The organism is Streptococcus parasanguinis, assembly GCF_019929185.1.
Classification (GTDB): Bacteria; Bacillota; Bacilli; order Lactobacillales; family Streptococcaceae; genus Streptococcus; species Streptococcus parasanguinis_O.
Genome location: NZ_JAHZPC010000011.1, coordinates 1 through 19944, shown reverse-complemented (window position 1 = coordinate 19944; position 19944 = coordinate 1). Strand labels below are relative to the sequence as shown.

18 protein-coding genes and 1 other RNA gene are annotated in these 19944 nt (G+C 41.0%); 17 read left to right on the top strand and 2 right to left on the bottom strand.

Features of this window, described 5'->3' with window-relative positions; translation table 11 throughout:
- Positions 1-6: 6 nt before the first annotated feature.
- From ftsL to pepC, 12 genes are all read left to right on the top strand, one after another.
- Positions 7-342, top strand: coding sequence for a cell division protein FtsL (gene ftsL, locus K1I56_RS07330; protein WP_003014937.1), 336 nt, complete (start codon positions 7-9; stop codon positions 340-342).
- The gene (gene pbp2x / locus K1I56_RS07325) at positions 335-2617 is read left to right on the top strand and encodes a penicillin-binding protein PBP2X (protein ID WP_223325636.1); all 2283 of its coding nucleotides are present in this window, start codon (positions 335-337) and stop codon (positions 2615-2617) included. The genes ftsL and pbp2x overlap by 8 nt, the downstream gene beginning before the upstream one ends.
- 1 nt (position 2618) lies before the next feature.
- Positions 2619-3611, top strand: coding sequence for a phospho-N-acetylmuramoyl-pentapeptide-transferase (mraY, locus tag K1I56_RS07320; protein WP_223325635.1), 993 nt, complete (start codon positions 2619-2621; stop codon positions 3609-3611).
- A 134-nt stretch (positions 3612-3745) separates the two neighbouring features.
- Complete coding sequence (locus tag K1I56_RS07315) at positions 3746-5089, top strand: DEAD/DEAH box helicase (protein WP_223325634.1); 1344 nt, start codon at positions 3746-3748, stop codon at positions 5087-5089.
- Between the two features lie 196 nt (positions 5090-5285).
- Positions 5286-6086 (top strand): amino acid ABC transporter permease, encoded by an 801-nt coding sequence (locus tag K1I56_RS07310; RefSeq protein WP_049498839.1) that lies wholly within the window; start codon positions 5286-5288, stop codon positions 6084-6086.
- Complete coding sequence (locus K1I56_RS07305; RefSeq protein WP_223325633.1) at positions 6086-6829, top strand: amino acid ABC transporter ATP-binding protein; 744 nt, start codon at positions 6086-6088, stop codon at positions 6827-6829. The genes K1I56_RS07310 and K1I56_RS07305 overlap by 1 nt, the downstream gene beginning before the upstream one ends.
- An 81-nt stretch (positions 6830-6910) precedes the next feature.
- Positions 6911-7138: a DUF4059 family protein gene (locus K1I56_RS07300; protein ID WP_003003995.1), complete on the top strand. Its 228-nt coding sequence runs from the start codon at positions 6911-6913 to the stop codon at positions 7136-7138.
- Positions 7139-7196: 58 nt separating this feature from the next.
- A complete protein-coding gene (trxB, locus tag K1I56_RS07295) occupies positions 7197-8108 on the top strand; it encodes a thioredoxin-disulfide reductase (RefSeq protein WP_049473361.1) in 912 nt (303 codons plus the stop codon).
- Positions 8109-8248: 140 nt separating this feature from the next.
- Complete coding sequence (locus K1I56_RS07290) at positions 8249-9709, top strand: nicotinate phosphoribosyltransferase (RefSeq protein ID WP_223325632.1); 1461 nt, start codon at positions 8249-8251, stop codon at positions 9707-9709.
- Entirely contained in the window at positions 9706-10530 is an 825-nt protein-coding gene (gene nadE / locus K1I56_RS07285; protein ID WP_223325631.1) for an ammonia-dependent NAD(+) synthetase, read from the top strand. Before K1I56_RS07290 ends, nadE begins: the two co-directional genes overlap by 4 nt.
- 161 nt (positions 10531-10691) lie before the next feature.
- Positions 10692-11243: a GNAT family N-acetyltransferase gene (locus tag K1I56_RS07280; RefSeq protein WP_223325630.1), complete on the top strand. Its 552-nt coding sequence runs from the start codon at positions 10692-10694 to the stop codon at positions 11241-11243.
- 67 nt (positions 11244-11310) lie between these two features.
- Positions 11311-12645 (top strand): aminopeptidase C, encoded by a 1335-nt coding sequence (gene pepC, locus K1I56_RS07275; protein ID WP_223325629.1) that lies wholly within the window; start codon positions 11311-11313, stop codon positions 12643-12645.
- A gap of 432 nt (positions 12646-13077) precedes the next feature.
- Here pepC and pbp1a read toward each other — a convergent pair whose 3' ends face one another.
- Entirely contained in the window at positions 13078-15192 is a 2115-nt protein-coding gene (gene pbp1a / locus K1I56_RS07270; RefSeq protein ID WP_021154545.1) for a penicillin-binding protein PBP1A, read from the bottom strand.
- Positions 15193-15786, bottom strand: a complete 594-nt coding sequence (gene recU, locus K1I56_RS07265) for a Holliday junction resolvase RecU (protein WP_003010355.1) — start codon at positions 15784-15786, stop codon at positions 15193-15195.
- Positions 15787-15850: 64 nt separating this feature from the next.
- Here recU and K1I56_RS07260 point away from each other — a divergent pair, with 64 nt between their 5' ends.
- The 5 genes from K1I56_RS07260 to K1I56_RS07240 all read left to right on the top strand — a co-directional run bounded on the left by K1I56_RS07260 (position 15851) and on the right by K1I56_RS07240 (position 19831).
- On the top strand, positions 15851-16378 hold the full coding sequence (locus tag K1I56_RS07260; protein ID WP_023920293.1) for an SLOG family protein: 528 nt from the start codon (positions 15851-15853) through the stop codon (positions 16376-16378).
- A 69-nt stretch (positions 16379-16447) separates the two neighbouring features.
- Positions 16448-16789 (top strand): cell division regulator GpsB, encoded by a 342-nt coding sequence (gene gpsB, locus K1I56_RS07255; protein WP_049496141.1) that lies wholly within the window; start codon positions 16448-16450, stop codon positions 16787-16789.
- A gap of 16 nt (positions 16790-16805) precedes the next feature.
- Positions 16806-17171: RNase P RNA component class B (gene rnpB / locus K1I56_RS07250), an RNA gene on the top strand.
- Between the two features lie 66 nt (positions 17172-17237).
- Positions 17238-18395, top strand: a complete 1158-nt coding sequence (locus K1I56_RS07245; RefSeq protein ID WP_223325628.1) for a THUMP domain-containing class I SAM-dependent RNA methyltransferase — start codon at positions 17238-17240, stop codon at positions 18393-18395.
- 11 nt (positions 18396-18406) lie between these two features.
- A complete protein-coding gene (locus K1I56_RS07240) occupies positions 18407-19831 on the top strand; it encodes a cell division site-positioning protein MapZ family protein (protein WP_195623620.1) in 1425 nt (474 codons plus the stop codon).
- Positions 19832-19944: the final 113 nt, after the last annotated feature.

The window sequence follows — 19944 nt, the reverse complement described above, 5'->3', positions numbered from 1 at the left end:
ATTGATATGGCAGCAAGAGATGAGAGAACAAGAACACAGCTACTGCAAGACCGCTTTCGCCGTTTCTCTAGAGTAGAAAAGGCTTTTTATGGGTCGATTGTCCTAACAGCTGTTATTTTAGCCATTAGTATCGTCTTTATGCAGACACGGATTTTACAAGTTCAGAGTGAATTGACTGATTTGAATACGGAACTAGAAGCCAAAAAGACGGAATTAGCAGATGTTCGTCAAGAGGTCAATGAATTAACACGTTATGACCGCTTATCACAGTTGGCTAGCTCCCAAGGAATGAAGCTGCAAAAAGAAAATCGAAAAACAGTGAGTGCAAGTAGTGATGAATAAATTCAAAAAATTTTTGATCGGGTATTCGATAAAGAAACGTCGCTTGCCGGATCAGAATCGAAAACAAGTTGGGAAAAATCTCAGTGTACTGGCGATTTTCCTCTTTTTTCTCTTTCTGATTAATTTTGCAATGATCATTGGGACTGACAAAAAATTTGGTGTAACCTTATCGGATCAAGCCAAAAAAGTCCATGAGCAGACGGTCATTGTTCCTGCAAAACGTGGAACGATCTACGACCGAAATGGAGCAGTAATTGCTGAAGATGCTACGACCTATAACGTTTATGCTATTATTGATAAAAAGTACAAATCAGCAACTGGGAAAATCCTCTATGTAGAAGAGAGCCAATTTAAAAAAGTAGCAGAAATCTTTAAGCAGTACTTAGGGATGGATGAGGATTACGTCATTCAACAGTTGTCGCAAAAGAAATTGAAACAGGTTTCTTTTGGCTCGAACGGAAACGGCATAACTTATAGTAATATGACAGCCATCCGTGAGGCCATGGAAGCGGCGAAGATTGAAGGGGTTGCCTTTACAACCAGTCCAAATCGAAGCTATAAAAATGGAGTTTTTGCTTCTCAATTTATAGGTCAGGCCTCTCTTCAAGAAGATAAAGAGGGGAATAAAACTCTGAAGGGGCAATCAGGGATGGAGAAATCCCTCGATCGTATTCTCGCTGGTCAAAATGGGGTTATCACCTATGACAAAGACCGAAACGGCAATATCGTTCCTGGTTCAGATAAGGTTTCTGTCAAAACAGAAGATGGAAAAGATGTCTATACGACCATTTCAGCAGAATTACAAACCTACCTTGAGACGCGAATGGATGTTTTCCAAGAAAAAGTAAAAGGAAAGTATGTTAGTGCGACTCTTGTGAGTGCAAAAACTGGAGAAATCCTGGCTACAACGCAACGTCCATCCTATAATGCGGATACCAAACAAGGGTTGGATCTGAAAAACTTGAAAACCTGGAATACCATCCTTTATCAAGATCAATATGAACCGGGTTCAACGATGAAGGTCATGTTATTAGCTTCGGCGATTGATCATGGAACTTTCCCAGCCTATAATGAAGGATACTACAATAACGAACTACAAGTAAAAGATGCGACGATCCGTGACTGGGATGTCAATATGGGGCTGTCTGAAGGTCGCTATATGAATATCGCACAGGGCTTTGCTTACTCAAGTAACGTGGGGATGACTCGCTTAGAGCAAAAGATGGGAAATGCTGTCTGGATGGACTACCTAACCCGCTTTAAATTCGGTCTTCCGACCCGTTTTGGAATGGGAAATGAAGCTTACGGGGGTCTTCCAGGGGATAACTATGTCAGTCAGGCACAATCTGCCTTTGGTCAAGGGATTTCCGTCAGTCAAACCCAAATGTTACGGGCCTTTAGCGCCATCGCTAATGATGGGCAAATGTTGGAGCCGAAATTTATTAGTGCTATTTACGATAAAAAATCAGACACAGCCCGCAAATCAAAAAAAGAAGTTGTTGGAAAACCAGTTTCAGGATCAGCTGCGCAACAGACACGGAACTATATGATCACCGTCGGAACAGATCCAGAGTATGGAACCTTGTACAGCGATGGACCCATCATTCAGGTACCAGGTCAAAACGTTGCGGTGAAATCAGGGACTGCCCAAATGGCGACAGATCAAGGATACTTACAAGGAGAAAATGATTATATCAACTCGGTTGTAGCCATGACACCTGCAGAAGATCCTGAATTCATCATGTATGTGACGGTCCAACAACCAGAAGTGAAATTCTCAGCGACCAGCTGGGAAGAGCTGGTCAATCCTATTTTGGAAGATGCAGTTGCTTTAAAAGACGAATTGCATTTGACATCAGAGGCACCAACGTTGGATGGTGTGACCAAAGAAACGACCTACAAAATCCCTTCAGTAGAAACTCTCTCTAAGGAGTTGAATCTGAAACAAAATTTGAGCCCAGGTGCTTATTCAGAGGAATTGCGTCGCAATTTGGTGCAACCAATTGTCCTAGGAACCGGGGAAAATATCCGCAAAATGTCTGTGGATATAGGCTCTAAAGTCAAAGCCAATCAGCAAGTATTGTTATTGACAGAAGACTTTGATGCGGTTCCAGATATGTATGGTTGGACTAAGAAAAATGCAGACATCTTTGGAGAATGGACTGGAATTGAGATTACCTATAAAGGTAGTGGAAAGAAAGTAACCAAACAAAGTGTCAAAATGAACACCTCACTCAATAAAACTAAAAAGATTACGTTAACATTAGGAGACTAAGATGTATATTGCTACGATCCTTGTATCGTTTCTATTAACAGTGGCTGCAATTCCAGCCTTTATTCGATTTTACCATCGTGCTCATATTTCTGGGCAACAAATGCACGAAGATGTGAAACAACACAAAGCAAAAGCTGGCACTCCGACAATGGGTGGAGTTGTATTTCTCATTACAGCCGTTCTAGTTAGTTTTGTCGTTACCGTATTGACTGGAAATTTCACGCGCCCTGTTCAACTTACTCTATTTATCTTGATTCTATATGGAATTGTTGGATTTTTGGATGACTTTTTAAAAGTTTTTCGTAAGATTAATGAAGGGCTCAATCCAAAGCAAAAATTAGCTCTTCAACTCGTTGGTGGAATCATCTTCTATATTTTTTCTGAGCGCCACGGTGCAGGAAGCCTTTTGAATGTCTTTGGTTACGATCTTTACTTGGGACATTTCTACATTCTCTTTGCTTTATTTTGGTTGGTTGGTTTTTCAAATGCGGTCAATTTGACAGATGGGATTGATGGATTAGCCAGCATTTCCGTTGCCATTAGCCTGAGTGCCTATTCCTTTATTGCCTATATGCAAGGAAAATGGGATATTCTCTTTGTCACCTTGAGTATGATTGGGGCCTTGCTTGGATTCTTTGTCTTCAATCACAAGCCGGCTAAAATCTTTATGGGAGATGTCGGTAGTCTTGCTCTTGGAGGGATGCTTGCAGCTTTGTCAATGGCTATGCATGTCGAGTGGACGCTACTCCTGATTGGTCTGGTCTATGTCATTGAAACAGGTTCAGTGATGCTACAAGTGACCTATTTCAAATGGACCAAGAAACGCTACGGGGAAGGGCGACGGATTTTCAGAATGACTCCTTTCCACCATCATTTAGAACTGGGTGGCCTTTCTGGCAATGGCCAAAATTGGTCAGAATGGAAAGTGGATGCTTTTATGTGGACCATTGCCTTGGTGACAAGCGGTATCACTCTTGTCCTTCTCTATCTATAAAACGACGGTGGGCTTGCCCATCGTTTTTTAATCGGCACAAGGGAGAGACTTGACACGAGGAAAAACAACTAAAAGAGAAGCGCGAAGACAGCTTTTCTGATATAATAATAGAGATCATGAAAGGAACTGAGAAAATGAAATTTACAGAGTTTAATTTTAAGCCCTATATTCAAGAGGTACTGAAAGAAATCAATTTTAGAGAAGCAACCGAAGTACAGGAAAAACTAATTCCGATTGTCCTAGCTGGAAATGATTTAGTAGGAGAATCAAAGACTGGTTCTGGGAAAACCCATACGTTCCTCTTGCCGATTTTTCAAACGTTAAATGAAGACAGCCAACAAGTTGAAGCGGTCATCACGGCGCCTAGTCGGGAGTTGGCGACGCAAATTTACCAAGCTGCTCGTCAAATCGCTAGTCATTCTGAAAAAGAGATTCGGATTGTGAATTATGTTGGAGGAACGGATAAAAGCCGTCAGATTGAAAAACTGCAGGTCAAACAACCACATATCGTGATTGGAACTCCAGGCCGGATCTATGATCTGGTTGCATCTGGTGATCTGGCTATTCATAAGGCCCATACTTTTGTAGTAGACGAGGCAGATATGACACTGGACATGGGATTCTTGTCTACTGTGGATAAGATTGCTTCAAGGCTTCCGCAACAACTGCAATTTTTAGTTTTTTCAGCCACCATTCCGCAAAAATTGCAGCCTTTCTTGAAAAAATATCTCTCAAACCCAGTCATGGAGCAAATTAAGACCAAGACGGTGATTTCAGATACCATCGATAATTGGCTGGTTTCGACCAAGGGTCGGGATAAAAATGAGCAAATTTACCAATTGACCAAGACCTTGCAACCTTATTTGGCCATGATTTTCGTTAATACCAAAACGAGAGCAGATGATCTCCATGCTTATCTAGTAGCCCAAGGATTGAAAGTGGCGAAGATTCACGGAGATATCCCACCACGTGAACGGAAACGGATCATGAATCAGGTTAAAAATCTTGATTTTGAGTATATTGTGGCCACCGATTTGGCGGCTCGTGGAATTGATATCGAAGGAGTGAGCCATGTCATCAACGATGCCATTCCACAAGATCTTTCCTTCTTCGTTCACCGTGTTGGCCGGACAGGTCGCAATGGCCTACCAGGTGTAGCCATTACTCTTTATCAACCGAGTGATGATTCAGATATCCGTGAACTAGAAAAAATGGGCATTCGTTTCGTACCGAAAGTGTTGAAAAATGGGGTTATTGAAGATACCTATGATCGGGATAGACGGGTGAATCGTGAGAAGAAGCAAGAGAAACTTGATATCGAAATGATTGGTCTGGTGAAGAAGAAAAAGAAAAAAATCAAACCAGGCTACAAGAAAAAAATCAAATGGGCAGTTGATGAAAAGCGGAGAAAAGCAAAACGAGCTGAAAACCGTGCGCGTGGTCGGGCAGAACGAAAGGCCAAACGCCAAACTTTCTAACCCCTTCTTTCAAATGTTCAGAAGAAAACATAGATTTTCTTTATGAACTCCATAAAGAAAAACTATTAGGAACTTGTCTAAAATTATGATAGACTAAATTTGAGTAGTCTATCATTTTTCTATTTCTGTAGCAATTTTTGGAATTCCGATAGTGAATGTGATAGAATGTTTATGTTCGAGAAAGGAAGTAACAAAAATGTTTACAACTAATCTTTTAACTGCCAACTGGTATGCTGACTTTTTAAAACACGTTCCAGATAGCAAGCTGTTTAGTTTGAGAGCCGTATTGGATGCATTTCCGGCAGTCATTGGGAAATTGCCTGTGACGATTTTATTAGCCCTAGGAGGCGCATTTTTTGGGATTATTTTTGCCATGATTTTTGCTCTGGTCAAAATTAATCGTGTACGAATTCTTTACCCGATTCAAGCTGTTTTTGTCAGTTTTTTACGTGGGACTCCTTTGTTGGTTCAGTTGATGTTGACCTATTATGGGATTCCTCTTATTTTAAAAGCGATCAATCAGTCCTATGGAACAGCTTTTAATATTAATGCCATTCCAGCTGAGTTATTTGCAATTGTGGCTCTTGCCTTTAATGAGGCAGCTTATGCGAGTGAAACCATACGGGCAGCCATTTTATCAGTGGATCCTGGTGAAATTGAGGCAGCGCGTAGTCTTGGGATGACCAACCGTCAAGTTTATCGCCGGATTATTATTCCCAATGCAGCAGTCGTTGCAACTCCTACTTTAATCAACTCTCTCATCGGCTTAACCAAGGGAACCTCGCTAGCCTTTAGTGCCAGTGTGGTTGAAATTTTTGCCCAAGCACGGATTATTGGGGGGAGCGATTTGAAGTACTTTGAACGCTTTATCACGGTATCGATTGTTTACTGGATTGTGAACATTCTCATTGAAATACTAGGCCGTCACATTGAACGTCGACTGGATATTGAGACTCCCGTAGCAATTGATTTACCAGATCAGGAGGTCCGGATCTAATGATTTATATTTCAGAATTATCAAAGACATTTTCAGGTCAAAAGGTTTTAAATAATCTAAGTTTGGAAATTCAAAAAGGGGAAGTCGTGGCCCTAATCGGGTCTTCGGGAGCTGGTAAATCAACCTTCTTACGCAGTTTAAACTATTTGGAAGCACCAGATAGCGGTAGAATTAAGATTGATGATTTCGAAGTTGATTTTGAACACATTACCCAAGATCAAATCTTAACCTTAAGAAGAAAATTGGCCATGGTGTTCCAACAGTTTAATTTGTTTGGTAGAAAAACAGCTCTTGAAAATGTGAAAGAAGGGCTCATTGTTGTGAAGGGGTTATCCGATCAAGAAGCAACGAAAATTGCTCGAGAAGAACTGGCAAAAGTCGGTTTATCGGATCGTGAAAATCACTATCCTCGTCACCTCTCAGGTGGACAAAAACAACGTGTGGCTTTGGCTCGTGCCTTGGCTATGAAACCAGAAGTTCTTTTGCTGGATGAACCGACTTCAGCCTTGGATCCAGAATTGGTTGGAGAAGTTGAAAAATCCATTGCCAATGCAGCAAAATCAGGACAAACCATGGTACTGGTCAGCCATGATATGTCTTTTGTAGCGCAAGTAGCAGATAAGGTCCTATTTTTGGATAAAGGACGGATTATTGAATCTGGAACACCAGAGGAAATCATGCAGTATCCAAAAGAAGAACGGACAAAAGAATTCTTTGCTAGTTACAAACGGACCTATGTTTGATATAATAGAGGAGAGGTAAGACTCAGCTGGCGACGCTAGCTGGGTTTGTTTTCTGAAAATGTAAAAATATTTGGAGTTGTGATGTTAAATAAATTATTGTCCTTATATTTACAAAGCTTAGTGACGACAACGATTTTAGTTGGGATCGCTTCTTGTATTTGGATTGGCTACCGTGCCCTTAAGAAGAAAGATAAAACAGCCAAGCAACGACAAGCCCATTTGTATGATATCCTTTTAATTGATATCATGACGATTCCTATTTTAACCTTTGCGGTCATAGGGATTTTGTTTATCTTTCAAGCACGATAATTGCAAAAAGACCGTGTTAGAATTATAATGATTACAACGAAACAGAAAGAGGTTGAGTATGTTTGATACAGTGATTATTGGAGCAGGTCCTGCAGGGATGACTGCTGCCCTTTATGCAGCACGAAGCAATTTAAAAGTCGCATTGATTGAGAGAGGAATTCCAGGCGGTCAAATGAACAATACGTCTGACATTGAAAACTATCCTGGCTATGCGAATATTAGTGGCCCAGACTTGGCTGAAAAAATGTTTGAGCCTTTAGAAAATCTTGGTGTGGAACATTTGTTTGGTCAGGTAGAGCGCATCGAAGACCTCGGAGCAACCAAAAAGATTGTCACAGATGATGGGGAATTTGAAGCTAAAACCGTGGTGATTGCAACAGGGTCTAACCACCGTCCATTGAATGTCCCTGGCGAAGAGGAGCTGAATAGTAGAGGGGTTTCCTACTGTGCTGTTTGTGATGGTGCTTTCTTTAGAGACGAGGATCTCTTGGTCGTTGGTGGTGGCGATTCTGCGGTAGAAGAAGCTGTCTTTTTGACTCAGTTTGCAAAAACAGTGACCATTGCCCATCGTCGTGATCAGTTGCGTGCCCAAAAAGTTCTTCAAGACCGTGCCTTTGCCAATGATAAAATTCACTTTGCTTGGAATACGGTTGTTGAAGAAATTAAGGGGGAACCAAAAGTAACGTCTGTCCTTTTAAAAGATGTGAAGACAGGAGAGGTTAGAGAGCAGGCCTTTGGTGGTGTCTTTATCTATGTCGGTTTAGATCCTGTCAGTGATTTTGCGACGGAACTTGGTATTTTAGATGAAAATGGCTGGGTGGTGACGGATGATCATATGAGAACCACAGTCCCAGGTATTTTTGCGGTTGGTGATGTTCGTCAAAAAGACCTACGTCAAGTGACGACAGCCGTCGGAGACGGTGCGATTGCTGGCCAAGAAGTTTATAAATATATCACAGAAAACTTTTAATCTTTTAAAAATCTGAGGTTTGTGTCTCAGATTTTTTTCATGCTTTCCTTTCAGTATTCAATAGAGCTGAAATGTGCTATAATGGTACTAATTTTATGGTAGGAATTCATAGAACAAATCAATAAAAAAGAGGTATACATATGTATCCAGATGACAGTTTAACCTTGCATACTGATTTATACCAAATCAACATGATGCAAGTCTATTTTGATCAAGGTATCCACAATAAGCATGCCGTATTTGAAGTGTATTTTCGTCAACAGCCTTTTAAAAACGGCTACGCAGTATTTGCTGGCTTAGAGAGAATTGTGAAATACTTGGAAAACTTGCGCTTTTCTGAGAGCGATATTGCCTATTTAGAGTCACTTGGTTATCATGGGGCCTTTTTGGAATATCTCCGTGATCTCAAGTTGGAATTGACGGTACGCTCGGCTCAAGAAGGAGATTTAGTCTTTGCGAATGAACCAATTGTTCAGGTAGAAGGTCCTCTGGCTCAGTGTCAATTGGTGGAAACAGCCCTATTGAATATCATCAACTTTCAAACCTTAATTGCGACTAAGGCTGCACGCATTCGTTCGGTCATTGAAGATGAGCCTTTGATGGAATTTGGGACACGCCGCGCGCAAGAAATGGATGCTGCGATTTGGGGAACTCGTGCGGCAGTCATCGGAGGTGCTAATGGGACTAGTAATGTTCGGGCAGGAAAACTCTTTGGAATCCCTGTTTTAGGAACCCATGCCCATTCTCTTGTACAGGTATATGGAAATGACTACCAAGCCTTTAAGGCCTACGCGGAAACCCATAAAGATTGTGTCTTCCTCGTCGATACCTATGATACTCTTCGTATTGGGGTTCCTGCAGCTATTCAGGTAGCGCGTGAAATGGGAGAGAAGATCAATTTCCTAGGCGTACGGATTGACTCAGGAGATATTGCCTATATTTCTAAAAAGGTTCGCCAGCAATTAGATGAGGCTGGGTTTACAAATGCTAAAATCTACGCTTCTAACGACTTGGATGAAAATACCATCCTCAACTTAAAAATGCAAAAAGCAAAAATTGATGTATGGGGTGTGGGAACCAAGCTCATTACGGCTTACGATCAACCAGCACTTGGGGCGGTATACAAAATTGTTTCTGTTGAAAACGAAGCAGGAGAGATGATCAATACCATCAAGCTTTCTAATAATGCAGAGAAAGTTTCTACTCCAGGTAAAAAGCAAGTCTGGCGGATTACGAGTCGTGAAAAAGGTAAGTCAGAAGGGGACTACATCACTTATGATGGAGTAGATGTTTCACAACTGACAGAACTTAAAATGTTCCATCCGACTTATACCTACATCAATAAAACGGTCCGAAACTTTGAGGCTATTCCTCTTTTAGTGGATATTTTTAAAGAGGGGCAATTGGTTTATCAACTACCACCATTATCAGAAATTCAAGAATATGCTCGTAAAAATTACGATCAATTGTGGGATGAATACAAGCGTGTCCTCAATCCACAGCATTACCCAGTTGACTTGGCAAAAGATATTTGGCAGGATAAGATGGATCTAATCGAGGAAATGCGTAACAAGGCCAATGGAGAAGGAGAAGCAAAATGAGTTTGCAAGAAGAGATTATCCAACAATTGAGTGTCAAGCCTAGCATTGATCCTCAGGAAGAGATTCGCCGCTCGGTTGATTTCTTAAAAAGATATCTAAAAAAACATCCCTTCTTGAAAACATTTGTATTAGGGATCTCAGGAGGACAAGATTCGACTCTTGCTGGACGGTTAGCTCAATTAGCCATGGAAGAAATGCGCGCAGAGACAGGAGATGCCTCCTATCAATTTATTGCTGTTCGCCTTCCTTATGGGGTACAGGCAGATGAAGAAGATGCCCAAAAAGCTTTGGCCTTCATCCAGCCAGATGTCAGCCTAGTCGTTAACATCAAGGAATCGGTTGATGCCATGGAACGCGCTGTCGAAGCAACAGGAACGGATATCTCCGACTTCAACAAGGGCAATATCAAGGCACGTAGCCGCATGATTGCTCAGTATGCTCTAGCAGGAGCACATAGCGGAGCAGTGATTGGGACGGATCATGCTGCGGAAAATATTACTGGCTTCTTCACAAAATTTGGAGATGGTGGTGCAGATATTCTACCTCTATTCCGTTTGAACAAGCGCCAAGGAAAACAATTGCTTAAAGCCTTGGGAGCTGATCCTGCTCTCTATGAGAAAATCCCAACTGCAGATTTGGAAGAAGAAAAACCAGGTGTTGCTGATGAAGTAGCGCTGGGTGTCACCTATAATGAAATCGATGATTACCTAGAAGGCAAACAAGTAAGCCCAGAAGCTCAAGCAACTATTGAAAAATGGTGGTACAAAGGCCAACACAAACGCCACTTGCCAATCACAGTATTTGATCATTTCTGGGAGTGAGACAGAAATCGGTAACTCGTAGAGTTCGATTTCGTAGTCTTACCATATTATGTTGTGAAAAACATCAAAAAGAAGGGCGGTTTCATCCGTCCTTTTCTTCTAGATTAAAGTAAAAAAATTGCAGAATTCAAGTCGTATGAAAAAATGAAGGGAGACAACATATGAATCATCTTGGTAGTCTTGTCATGAAGACAGAACATTTATACTTGAGGCCTTTCGTTTTGGAAGATGCACCAGGGATGTATGAAAATTGGGCTTCTGATCCTGAAAATCTGAAATATGTCACCTGGGATGCCCATACGTCACCTGAGAGGACCAGAGAATCAATCAAAAGATGGGTCGAACAGTATCAAAAACCAGATACTTATAAATGGGCGATCTGTTTCAAAACATCACCGGATCAGGTAATTGGAGATATTAGTGTGGTTTCCCAAGACCAGGAAAGTCAATCTTGCGAGCTGGGTTATATCCTTGGCAAGAAATTCTGGGGGAAGGGATTCATGACAGAGGCCGTCATAGCTGTTTTAGATTTCTTATTGAATGAAGTCGGCATTAAAGAAATCAAAGCCACTTATGTCAGTTTAAATCCTGCTTCAGGGAAAGTCATGGAAAAGGCAGGAATGCAGTATGTAGAAACTATCCCTCATGCCATTCAACGCAAAGGATATTGCGGGGATAAAATTATTTATTCCATACAGAAACCCTCTTTATAGGGTGATTTTTACTTGAAGATTCTGCTCAAAGGATTATAATAGTAGATAACGAAAAAAGGAGATTGCTATGTCAGAATTAACTAAAGAATTTACAGACCAGCTCTATGCCAATTATGAAGCAAACGTGAAATATGCGGCCCTTGAAAATGCTGTTACTCACAATGGGATTCATGCATCGCTTGAAACGCGCAAGAGTGCAGTAGAACATACACCAGTCTTTTCACTTGATTTGACCAAGGACAAGGTTACAAACCAAAAAGCATCTGGGCGTTGTTGGATGTTTGCGGCTTTAAATACCTTCCGTCACAAGATGATCTCAAGCTTCCAATTGGAGGATTTTGAATTGTCTCAAGCACATACTTTCTTTTGGGATAAGTATGAAAAAGCAAACTGGTTTTTGGAGCAAGTGATTGCTACAGCAGACCAAGAATTAACCAGCCGTAAGGTGGCTTTTCTCCTACAAACCCCTCAACAAGATGGCGGTCAATGGGATATGGTGGTATCTCTCTTTGAGAAATACGGAGTGGTTCCAAAATCAGTTTATCCAGAATCGATTTCTTCAAGCAATAGCCGAGAATTGAACACCTACCTCAATAAACTCTTGCGTCAAGATGCGCAAATCTTGCGTGACTTGATTCACTCAGACGCAGATAATGAGGCGGTTGCGACCAAGAAACAAGCGTTGTTGCAAGAAATTTTTAACTTCTTGGCCATGTCTTTAGGATTGCCTCCACGTGAATTTGACTTTTCATACCGCGATAAGGACAACCAATTCCATAGCGAAAGTGGCTTAACTCCGCAAAGTTTCTACAAAAAATATGTAGACCTTCAATTAGACGATTACGTTTCTATTATCAATGCCCCAACTGCAGATAAGCCATATGGAAAATCTTACACAGTTGAGATGTTGGGGAATGTTGTTGGTAGTCGTCCAGTCCGCTACCTAAATGTTCCAATGGATCGATTGAAAGAACTAGCCATTGCTCAAATGAAAGCGGGAGAAACTGTCTGGTTTGGTTCAGATGTAGGCCAAGTCAGCAACCGTAAAGCGGGAATCTTAGCAACTGATGTCTACGACTTTGAAGCGGGCATGGATATTCATTTGACACAAGACAAGGCGGGTCGCTTGGACTATGCAGAAAGCCTCATGACACATGCTATGGTCTTGACAGGAGTTGATTTAGACGAAGCAGGTCAGTCTCGTAAATGGAAGGTTGAAAATTCATGGGGAGACAAGGTCGGTACAGATGGTTACTTTGTGGCCTCTGATGCATGGATGGATGAATATACCTACCAAATCGTGGTTCGAAAAGAATTATTAACCTCAGACGAATTAGCAGCCTATGAAGCAGAACCAATTGTCCTAGCACCGTGGGATCCAATGGGAGCTTTAGCAAAATAATGATATAGAAAAGAGCCGAAAGGCTCTTTTCAGATTGAAGACAAAATATCTTAAAAACTTTCCTTAGGTGAGTACGGACGTCAGCGAACTTCTTTAAAGTTCCATGACTAATTATTGAGTCTAAGGTCTCAATAATTCCGAGTGCCTGAAACAATAACGTTTCAAGCACTTTTCTCACAGCGGAAAGTTTCAGTATTTTCTTAAATCGATTTAAATATTGGAACTCAATTTTGTTTTTTGCAGAATCACTTAACTTATTTTGCTTTAAAATAGTTTGTCTACATTCTAATAAGAGCCGAAAGGCTCTTTTTTTTATATACTCAAAAATAAAAAAGCTGGGAAGTCTAACTAAATAAATCAGATTTTATTCGTTCTGGTTTTTTAACCATTGTTTTAAAAAAAGCCGGGCAAAAGCCCGACTTCTCCATTCTATTATTCGTTATGATTGTTAGAGTCTTGCGAAGAAGGCTCAGATGGTTTAGATTGATTTTCTTCGTTCGAAGAGCTAGACGATGGTTCTTCATACGAATACTGATCAGTGGAATAACTTGGCTCATAGTAGTAGTTATTGTAGTTGTTCTTACCATTGTTTAAGTAGAGATAAGAACCACTTCGATACAGTCCACTTGGTTGCGTCCAATCCGTATGACCAGAGTTATTATTATTAGCAAGATAGAGCATCATTTGACGGTAGACATCCGTTGCGACCTGTATTCCATTATCCAATACTGGTGTAAAGCGATTGGAATAACCTGTCCATACTGCCATGGCATATTCAGGAGTGTAGCCTACAAACAATTCATCCGGTGTTACAATATTTGAATAAGCATTTTTTGTCAATTTACCGATTTCGTTATCAGCATAGTTTGATGTACCTGTCTTACCAGCTTGGTAGATTCCCGAAATGGCAGCATTTGTACCGGTACCAGACAAGAGAACTGTCTTCATCATATCTGTCATCATGTAGGCAGTTGTTGCTTTCATTGCACGAGTTCCTTCGGACTCAAATTCCTTGGTTGTGCCATCACTAAAGACAACCCGACTAACATAGGATGGTTTGTAATAGGTACCGCCATTGGCAAAAGCAGCATAGGCAGCTGCCATTTTCTCACTGCTGGCTCCGTATTTGTTGCTAGAATCGCTAGTGTTACTCGAGATAGCGTTGGCGTAAACCATTTCTGGGTAATCGATCCCTAATCCATTGAGGAATTTCTTGGCTTGTTTAAGACCAACTTTTTCCAGGGCCTTCACCGCAGGCACGTTACGAGATTGTTGAATTGCGTAGGTAATGGACATGCTACCATAGTATGAACGGTCCCAGTTGTAGACAGGCGTTGATGAATGAGGGAAGTTGTATGGCGCATCTGTTGTAGTAGCTGCTGTAGAGGTATATTCCTCATGTTCAAGAGCTGGTGCGTAATCTGTGATTGGTTTCATTGTTGAACCCCAGTCACGGTTCGTTTCAACCGCTTGGTTTGTACCAAAGGAAACATTGCTGGATTGGTGACGAGAACCCAGCTGAGCAATGACTTTACCAGTATTGACATCAATAACGGTAGAAGCTACTTGCATTTCATCATCCGGGTAATTGACATATTCATCTGTATTGTAGATGTCCCACAATTTCTTTTGAGCTTCTGTATCCACGTTTGTATAGACATCCATTCCGGTTGTCAACAAATTGTAGCCTGTTTCTTCTTCGACCTGCTCGATCACTTCTTTCAGGTAATTATCCATATAGGCTGGGTAACTGCTTGAAGAACTAAGACTTTGCAGACCATCTGTAACAGGTGTATTGACCGCTGCTTCGTATTGTTTGTTAGAAATGGTCTTCATATCGAGCATTTCTTTTAATACTAAGTTTCGGCGCTGTTGCGCTGCTTCAGGATGGGAGTATGGATCGTATTGGTTTGGTGCTTGGGGCATCCCCGCAAGGAGTGCCAATTGAGGGAGCGAAAGATCTTTTAGATCTTTTCCGTAATAACTTTTCGCAGCTGTCTGCATTCCGTAGTTCCCATTCGCCATAAATACTTTATTGACGTAATAGGTCAAGATTTCTTGTTTGGTTGCTTTCTTTTCTAGTTGGGTTGCTAACCAAGCTTCTTGGATCTTACGAGAGAGGGTACGGTCAGAGGCTGAAGTGGAGAAATAGGTTAACTTGATCAATTGTTGCGTCAAGGTTGACCCACCTTGACTTCCTCCTCGTAAGTTGTGAAGGAAGGAACCGCCGATCCGAATGATGTCGACCCCACGGTGATTGAAGAAACGGTGGTCTTCAATCGCAACGATAGCATTGACCAAATCAGTAGGGATTTCATTGGCTGTGACATTGATTCGTTTCTCAGCTCCCAAATCCGCGATCAAGTTATTTTGGTTGTCATAGATCTTACTAGATGTTGTTGCAACCAAATCTTTTTCAGACAAGGTTGGTGCTTTCATAGCATAGTAACTAAATATCAGTCCACCGAGGACAAATAAAAGTAAGAAAAATGAAATGGCTGCGATGGCAACATATTTCAACCATTGAATGACTGTTTGTTTATTCATTTAAATACCGCCTAGAAGTTTCTGTTCGATAATATCAAGATAAGGAACGCTTGGAAGACGATTCTTATCTACTAGAAAGCCGTGCTCCTGAATATAGGAGAGGGGCATGGATTTACTACCATGATCGATGTTGTAATAGTGAATTAATGCAGGAGCAGGAAGTAAGTAGGTTTCACTCAACTTTGCAAAATGCAAGAGAACGAAACAGATACCGCCTTGCTGAACAACTGCCTCCATATGATCGATTTGATGTTGATGAAAATTTTTCATCGGCATGGATTGCTTTTGCTGTGTTTCCTTCGCTTCAAAATCGATATAGCGTCCCTTGTATACTCCAGAATAGTCCGTCGTTGAGGCTTGCCTGAAATAGGCTTCAACAATCTTTGCCCGACTGCGACGTGGATAATCCACTTTCACGATTTGAATCGGTGTTGGTTTTTTATGGATGACTGCTAGACCTCGAGAAAGATAGTATTGATTGCTTTCATTGATCATTTTTTCAAATGTCATCCCACGATTCGCAAAGTCGACTGGATGTTTCCTTTGTGTAGAGACCAAGGTTTTTTTGGCTACTTTATGTGGATAGTTGACCATAGTTCTCCTTATTGGTACAATTACATCACTCTATTATATCATAAATTAGAATAATGAGGAAAAAATGAATACCATACTTGTTGCAGGTTATAAGAGTTTTGATGTGGGAGTCTTTTCCAATAAAGACCCTCGACTGACCATTATCAAAAAAGCCATTGAAAGAGATCTTCGTCGTCTATTTGAAGAAGGAGTGAAATGGCTGGTCTTTTCTGGTAATTTGGGATTTGAGGCTTGGGTACTAGAGGTCGCCTTTGCATTAAAAAAAGATTACGATTTTCAAATGGCGACGATCTTCCTATTTGAGAATGTTGGCGAAAATTGGAATGAAAGCAATCAGGAATTATTAGCACGCTTCAAACAGGTGGATTTCGTGAAATATGCCTATCCACACTATAGCAATCCGGGTCAACTAAAAGAATACAATCAGTTTTTGATAGATAACGCGGATGGAGCTTATGTTTTTTATGATCCAGAAAATGAAACCAATTTAAAATATCTTTACAAAATGATGGTAGAAAAAGAACCATTTTATGTCAAACAATTAAGTTTTGATGACTTAAATGAACTTGCTGAAAATTTTTACGAAAACTAAGTGTTATACCTTGATTTTTCTTACCATTTTTTTATATAATTGAGATGATGAACTAGATTGGAGAGAGTAATGGCGAGTATTATTTTTACTGCGAAAGATATTTTTGATCAAGATTTCAAACGAGAAGTTCGTGGTTATAATAAAGATGAAGTAAATGAATTTTTGGATGATGTCATAAAAGACTATGAAACCTATGCTGCTTTGGTGAAGGAATTGCGTGAAGAAAACGCACGCCTTCGTGAAGAACTTGCCCAAAAAGCACAGGAAACACCACAAACATCTCCGATTGCTAGCACTGCTACGCAAGAATACCCGCAAGTGACAACAGCGACGAACTTTGATATTCTCAAACGTCTCAATCGTTTGGAAAAAGAAGTTTTTGGGAAACAGATCGTAGATCGCGATTATTAATCCCATAGATCGTGCAATTTTTGGATAATCGCGTGAGAGAATATTCTCATGAGGAAAGTCCATGCTAGCACAGGCTGTGATGCCTGTAGTGTTTGTGCTAGGTGAATCCATAAGCCTAGGGACTTGGTATTCAAGTTACGGCGAGTGAAGGAGCTAAGTCTAAGGATAAGCTCTAGTAACTCTGAAAGTGCCACAGTGACGTAGTTTTTAGGGAAACCTAAAAAGTGGAACGCGGTAAACCCCTCAAGCTAGCAACCCAAACTTTGGTCGGGGCATGGAATGCGTGGAAACGAACATAGCATTCTGACTGGAAACAGTAGACAGATGATTATCAAAGGAAATGGTACCTAGTCATTTCTGGAACAAAACATGGCTTATAGAAAATTGCATATAGGTTGATGAGGTGGAGAGAGATCTCAACCTCCTTTTTTAAAGTGATAGGAATAAGATGAAAAAACAATTTGAATTGATTGCAACGGCCGCTGCTGGTATAGAGGCTGTTGTTGGTCGAGAACTACGCGATCTTGGCTACGATTGCCAGGTTGAAAATGGACGGGTTCGATTTCAAGGAGACCGTCGAGCAATCATAGAAACCAACCTCTGGTTGCGAGCGGCTGATCGAGTGAAAATTGTGGTTGGGACTTTTCCAGCCAAAACCTTCGAAGAACTCTTTCAAGGTGTCTTTGCTTTGGATTGGGAAAATTATTTGCCTTTAGGAGCACGTTTTCCTATTTCTAAGGCTAAATGTGTCAAATCAAAACTTCATAATGAACCTAGCGTTCAGGCCATTTCGAAAAAAGCAGTGGTTAAAAAGTTACAAAAACATTATGCCCGGCCAGAAGGTGTTCCTCTCATGGAAAATGGGGCAGAGTTCAAGATTGAAGTATCGATCCTTAAAGATCAAGCCACTGTCTTGATTGACACCACTGGTAGTAGCCTCTTCAAACGTGGTTATCGGACTGAAAAAGGGGGAGCCCCTATTAAGGAAAATATGGCAGCAGCAATTCTTCTGCTGTCAAACTGGTATCCAGATAAACCCTTGATTGACCCGACATGTGGTTCTGGAACGTTTTGTATTGAGGCGGCGATGATTGCGAGAAATATGGCACCTGGTTTACGTAGGACCTTTTCTTTTGAAGAATGGAACTGGATGGATGATCGCTTGATTCATGAAGTCCGTCAAGAAGCAAGCAGAAAAATCAATCGCGAGATCGAATTGGATATTATGGGAACTGATATCGATTCACGGATGGTTGAGATTGCCAAAGAAAATGCACAGAAAGCGGGCGTTAGCAGTGATATTACTTTCAAACAGATGCGAGTCCAAGATCTTCACTCAGATAAGATCAACGGGGTGATTATCTCCAACCCTCCATATGGAGAACGCTTATCTGATGATGAAGGTGTGACGAAATTGTATACTGAAATGGGGCACGTATTTGCACCTCTCAAAACCTGGAGTAAATTTATCCTAACCAGTGATGAAGGTTTTGAATCTAAATTCGGTAGTAAAGCAGATAAAAAACGAAAACTTTATAACGGAACCCTAAAAGTTGATCTCTACCAATATTTTGGGGAACGAGTAAAACGGCAGATAAAGGCATAGAAAGGATTTTTATGACAGAGAAGGATAATAAGCCATTAGAGCAAGAAACAGAATCAATTTTAGATTTTGAAGATGCTAAAGAGATGACGATTGGGCAGGCCAATCGAAAGGCAGAAGAAATCGAAGCAGGTGTAACGGAAGGTGATAATGTCTTAGACAAATACATCAAACAACACCGAGCAGAAATTGAAGCTGAAAAATACGATACAAAAATTTTGGCCAAAGAAGAATTGGCTAAAGCTGAAGAGTTGGCAGCTTCAGAAACAGTTGCTGAAGTAGCTGAAGCAGTGGAGGCGCCGGAAGTGACGGAAACGGTCTTGGAACAAAGGCCTGAAATGGATGCTATCTCAACTGAATTACCTGCTAAGATTAAATTTGGTCCCACACCAACTGAACCAATTGTAGAAGCTGAGGAACTTCCTGAGGAAACACCAAGCAATGCGGGTAAACGAATCAAAGCGGTTCTATACTCTGCATTAGGTCTTGCGATTGTCGGTTCGGCCATTTTTGTGACCTATAACTGGATGCACAGTCGTGGAAAATCTGGTGGTACAACTGTTGTATCGTCTTCATCTAGCAAGTCATCTTCTACTTCTAAATCAAGTAGCAGTGAAACACAAGCTCAAAAATTGGAAGAGTTTACCAAAGCCTACGATGCCTTTTTTGTAGATGAATCAAAAAGTGCTCTTAAAAATGATAAATTCGGAGACTTGGAAAATCTGAAGAAACTGCTGGACAAATTAGAAGGAAGCAGTGATTATAATGCGGCTAAAACAAAATATGAAGACCTTGTGAAGCAAGTTTCTGCCATTCAAAAAGTGAATTCTCAATTTAGTTCTCCAGTCATCAAAGATGGAGTTCTTGATGCAACTGCCAAAGCGAAAAGTGATGCGACCTTTGCAGAAACAAAGACAGGCAATGAAAAATTAGATAGCTTATTGAATGAGGCGGTTGCGCAAGGACGTTCACAACAAGTTGCGACACCGGCACCAGTGACTGGAACAGGTGGTACAGATACTTCTAATGCAACTCCAGCCCCAGCTCAAGCAGCAACGCCTACGGCCCCAACTGTCAATGCTGCTACAAGTGGTGCAGGAACGACAAGTCCAGGCTATTCAGGGTACGGTCTTCCAAGCGATGGTGTCCCGCTTCAGCGGAACTTGAGTCGTGTGCCATATAACCAAGCAGCTATCAATGATGTCAATAACCCAGCTTGGGTATTTGGTGATGGTATCCTTGAAAAAGTATTGAATATTGCTCGTAAACGTGGGCATATCACTGGCAATCAATACATTTTAGAGCGTGTCAATATCATTAACGGTAATGGCTATTACAATCTCTTCAAACCAGATGGAACCTATCTCTTTAGTATCAATGCCAAGACTGGTTATTTCGTAGGAAACGGAAAAGGTCATTCAGATGCTCTGGATTATTAATGCTTGATCAGACATCCCTTTTCTGGGAAAAATTACAATAAAAAAGAGAGTGGGACAGAAATCGGTAATTCGTTAGAATTCGATTTCGTCGTCCCACCTCCGCACAGTTGAGT